The following is a 4508-nucleotide window of genomic DNA, read 5'->3' as shown; positions in this document are numbered from 1 at the left end:
TGCCGAGCCATGCTCGGCAAGGGGCTTTACCGGTAATGCCGCTGCCGAGCATGGCTCGGCACTACCGCTTTGATCTTGCCGGTAGAGCCTCTGCCGAGCATGGCTCGGCACTACAGGCTCGCGGCGATCAGCTGCCCGACAGCATCCGGCGGATCTTGCGGCCCAGGCGGGTCAGGAACGAGTCGCTGTCGTTGCCGGCACGCATCGGCTTGGCCTGTACCTGCACCGGGCCGTTGTTGTTGGCCACTGCCGGCGCTGCACCTTCGGCACCCTCAACCGGGCGACCGTGGCGACGGCGGCGACGCTTACGCGGTGCGCGCTCGCCTTCCACTGCCGGGCTGTTGGCCGCATTCGGCGCACCTTCAGCGGCCGGGCGCGGCGGCTTGGGCGTGCCTTCGGCATTGGCCGGGGCGCCTTCGACGCGCGGCTTGCGCGGGCCACGCGGCTTGCCGTCGGCGCTGCGTTCGCCACGGCGTTCACCGGGCTTGCCACCGCTGCGACCACCACCACGACGGGCTTCATCAGCGGCCTTCTGCTCGCGGGCTTCGCGGAAGATGGCACCAACGCTTTCACCTTCTTCGCCCTCAGGCAGCGGCGCGCGCTCGGGACGCGGCAGCGCGGTCATCAGTTCGGCGGTGACCGACTCGACCGGGATCTTCTGCTCGATGTAGGCCTCGATGTCCGGCAGGCTCATCGCATAGCGCTCGCAGGCAAAGCTGATCGCATCACCTTCTTCGCCCAGGCGCGCGGTGCGGCCGATGCGGTGCACGTAGTCTTCGGCGTCGAACGGCAGGTCGTAGTTGTAGACGTACTTGATGCCGTCGATGTGCAGGCCGCGCGCGGCCACATCGGTGGCAACCAGGATTTCCAGTTGGCCCTTCTGGAAGCGGTTGAGCAGGCTCTCACGCTTTTTCTGCGGCACGTCGCCGGACAGCACGCCAACACGGTAACCAGCCTTTTCCAGCGCGCGTGCGACGCGCTCGACGAATACCTTGGTGTTGACGAACACCATGGTGCGCGCGCCTTCGCTGCGCGACAGCAGGCCGATCAGCAACGGCAGCTTTTCTTCGTCGGCCGGGAAGTAGATGCGCTGGCGGACGCGATCGGCGGTGATGCTTTCGGTCTCCACCACCAGCTTCTGCGGCTCGTTCATGTGCTCATAGGCCAGCTCCAGCACGCGATGGCTGAGGGTGGCGCTGAACAGCAGGGTCTGGCGCGTGGTGCGCTCGGGCATGCGCCGCAGCAGGAAGCGGATGTCCTTGATGAAGCCCAGGTCGAACATGCGGTCGGCTTCGTCCAGCACGCAGATTTCGCAGGCGTGCAGCGAAACCACCTTGTGCTGCTTGACGTAGTCGATCAGGCGGCCGGGGGTGGCGATGATCACGTCCACGCCCTGCTGCAGCAGTTCGCGCTGCTTGTCGTAATCCACGCCACCGTAGACCAGCGCGAAGCGCAGGCCGGTGTCGGCAGCAAACTTCATCGCGTCCTTGTGGATCTGGATGGCCAGCTCACGGGTCGGTGCCAGGATCAGCGCGCGCGGATCTTCCGGCTTGCGGTCAGCCAGCGCCGGACGGGTCAGCAGGCGGTTGGCCACGGCGACCAGGAAGGCCAGCGTCTTGCCGGTGCCGGTCTGGGCCTGGCCGGCGACGTCGCCGCCCGGCAAAGCCACCGGCAGGGTCAGCGCCTGAATGGGGGTGCAGCGGGTAAAACCCGCGCCTTCCAGGCCTGCAAGCAGCGAGGGCTGCAGGTCGAAGGAGGAAAATGTCACGTCGGTTAGCGGTTTGTCGCTCATTGGTTTCGTCTTTGTAGTGCCAGCCGGTCAGTGTGGCCGGGCAGCTTGCATCGATTCGGGCACCGTCGCACACTGCGGCCCCTGCGCCGGGTCGCGCGACACCTGGGCCCTGCCCACTGTCCGCGCAATGCCCCAGTTTACCGCAATGCGACCGCCAACCCGGCATGGGCAGTCGCATTGCACCAGGAGACTCCAAGTGAGCGATAAGGTTTTACACGTCGGCGACGCCGACTTCGACAGCGCCGTCCTGCAATCGAGCGAACCGGTCCTGGTGGATTTCTGGGCTGAATGGTGCGGCCCGTGCAAGATGATTTCCCCGGTCCTGGACGAATTGGCTGACGCCTATGACGGCAAGCTGAAGATCGCCAAGGTCAATGTGGACGAGAACCGCGCCACCGCGATCAAGTACCACGTGCGCTCGATCCCGATGCTGCTGCTGTTCAAGGATGGCCAGATCCAGGCCACCCAGATCGGCGCAGTCGGCAAGGGCCAGCTGAGCCAGATGATCGACAAGGCGCTGGTCTGATCCAGCACGGTCCGGCGGCCCCGTGCCGCCGGCCACCGGGCCAGCCTGACCGCGGCCCAACAGGGTTTTGCAGGCGCTTGCGCCGCCACGTTTGGCGGTGTTAGTGTCGCTACATCCGGCAGCATTCGCGTGCCGCACCCTCTGGACGGGTTCTCGTCCGGACCATCCCAACCAGTTCGCAGCCCCGCAGGGCGCTCGCACATCCAAGCGAGAGGAATCAAGCACTTGTCCGAGAACACTCCTTCCGAAACCGGGAGCACCGACGCTCCTGTCGAGAAGCGCGTGCGCAAGCCGCGTGTTGCCAAAGCCGTTGAAAGCGCCGACAGCGGTGCTTCTGCCCCCGCCCAGCCAGCGCTTCCGTTGCCAGCCGCTCCGGCTCCGGTAGCCGCTGCTCCGGCAGCACCGGCCCCGGTTGCTCCGCCTCCCGCACCCGCCGCGGCGGCGTCCAGCAATGAAGGCCAGGCCCCGGCAGCCAGCTCCGGCGACAACAACACCTCACAGGGTGGCCAGGACAACAGCGAAGGCAACAACAACCAGCAGCGCTATGGCCAGCAGAATCAGCAGGGCCAGGGCCAGGGCAACCGCCGCGACCGTTTCCGCAACCGTCGCGACCGTGACCGCAACCGTCAGCGTGACGACAACGGCATGGGCAACGACGGCGGCAACGACAATTTTGTCCCGCGCCAGATGCCGAGCGTGCCGGAAGGTTTCCCGGTCTATTCGCTCAGCGACCTGAAGCGGATGCCGGCACAGAAGCTGCTGGAAATCGCCGAACAGCTGCAGATCTCCGAAGGCGTGGCCCGTGCCCGCAAGCAGGACGTGATCTTCGCCCTGCTCAAGGTGCTGACCCGCCACGGTGACGGCGTCGCCGCCGACGGCGTGCTGGAAATCCTGCCAGACGGCTTCGGCTTCCTGCGTGCGGCCGAAGCCAGCTACCTGGCCGGCCCGGACGATACCTATATCTCGCCCAGCCAGATCCGCCGCTTCAACCTGCGCACCGGCGACCACCTGTCGGGCCGCATCCGCTTCCCCAAGGACGGCGAGCGCTACTTCGCGCTGTCGATCGTGGACACCATCAACGGTGAGCCGATCGAAGCCTCGAAGAACAAGGTGCTGTTCGAAAACCTGACCCCGCTGTTCCCGCGCAAGCGCTTCACGCTTGAGCGCGGCAACGGCTCCTCGGAAGACATCACCGGTCGCATCCTCGACCTGATGGCACCGCAGGGCAAGGGCCAGCGCGCCCTGATCGTTTCGCCGCCGAAGGCCGGCAAGACGATGATGATGCAGCAGATCGCCACCGCCATCACCACCAACCATCCCGAAGTGCACATGATCGTGCTGCTGGTGGATGAGCGCCCGGAAGAAGTGACCGAAATGCAGCGCACCGTGCGCGGCGAAGTGGTCTCCTCGACCTTCGACGAGCCGGCCGCGCGCCACGTGCAGGTTGCCGAAATGGTGATCGAGCGCGCCAAGCGCCTGGTCGAGCACAAGAAGGACGTGGTGATCCTGCTCGACTCGATCACCCGCCTGGCCCGCGCCTACAACAACGTCGTGCCCAGCTCCGGCAAGGTCCTGACCGGTGGTGTGGACGCCAACGCCCTGCACCGCCCGAAGCGCTTCTTCGGTGCTGCACGCAACGTTGAAGAAGGCGGCTCGCTGACCATCATCGCCACCGCGCTGGTTGAAACCGGCTCGAAGATGGACGAAGTGATCTACGAAGAATTCAAGGGCACCGGTAACAGCGAAGTGCATTTGAACCGTCGCATCACCGAGAAGCGCGTCTACCCGGCCATCGACATCAACCGCTCCGGCACCCGCCGCGAAGACCTGTTGATCGAACCGGAGCTGCTGCAGAAGATCTGGATCCTGCGCAAGCTGCTGCATCCGATGGACGAAATCGCCGCGATGGAATTCCTGTTGGACAAGATGAAGAACACCAAGTCCAACGACGAGTTCTTCGGCTCGATGAAGCGCTGATTCCGGTTGGAGTTGGCTGCAGGCAAAAACCCCGCGAAAGCGGGGTTTTTGTTGGGCGTTGATTGGGCAGGCGATGCGGGCTTCGCGGCACCAGCAGCTCCACCTGTAGTGGGGGGGGGGGGGGGGGGGGGGGGGGGGGGGGGGGGGGGGGGGGGGGGGGGGGGGGGGGGGGCGGGGGGGGGGGGGGGGGGGGGGGGGGGGGGGGGGGGGGGG

At 66.2% G+C, this 4508-nt stretch carries 3 protein-coding genes; 2 read left to right on the top strand and 1 reads right to left on the bottom strand.

Annotation, left to right across the window (positions count from 1 at the left end; translation table 11 throughout):
* Positions 1 to 127 precede the first annotated feature (127 nt).
* On the bottom strand, positions 128 to 1792 hold the full coding sequence (rhlB, locus tag QMX78_RS20175; RefSeq protein ID WP_282272984.1) for an ATP-dependent RNA helicase RhlB: 1665 nt from the start codon (positions 1790 to 1792) through the stop codon (positions 128 to 130).
* 196 nt (positions 1793 to 1988) lie between these two features.
* Between rhlB and trxA the strand changes: the two genes are divergently transcribed.
* Positions 1989 to 2318, top strand: coding sequence for a thioredoxin TrxA (gene trxA, locus QMX78_RS20170; protein ID WP_057628040.1), 330 nt, complete (start codon positions 1989 to 1991; stop codon positions 2316 to 2318).
* A 225-nt stretch (positions 2319 to 2543) separates the two neighbouring features.
* Positions 2544 to 4295, top strand: a complete 1752-nt coding sequence (gene rho, locus QMX78_RS20165; RefSeq protein ID WP_282272979.1) for a transcription termination factor Rho — start codon at positions 2544 to 2546, stop codon at positions 4293 to 4295.
* Positions 4296 to 4508: the final 213 nt, after the last annotated feature.

The sequence above is a fragment of the Stenotrophomonas sp. PS02298 genome (assembly GCF_029959445.1).
Taxonomy (GTDB): Bacteria; Pseudomonadota; Gammaproteobacteria; order Xanthomonadales; family Xanthomonadaceae; genus Stenotrophomonas.
Note: the sequence above shows the minus strand (reverse complement) of the source record. Positions and strands in the feature narration are given on the sequence as shown.

Coding starts and splice junctions, on each gene's coding strand:
- rhlB (WP_282272984.1), bottom strand. CDS start 1,792: ATGAGCGACAAACCGCTAACCGACGTGACATTTTCCTCCTTCGACCTG.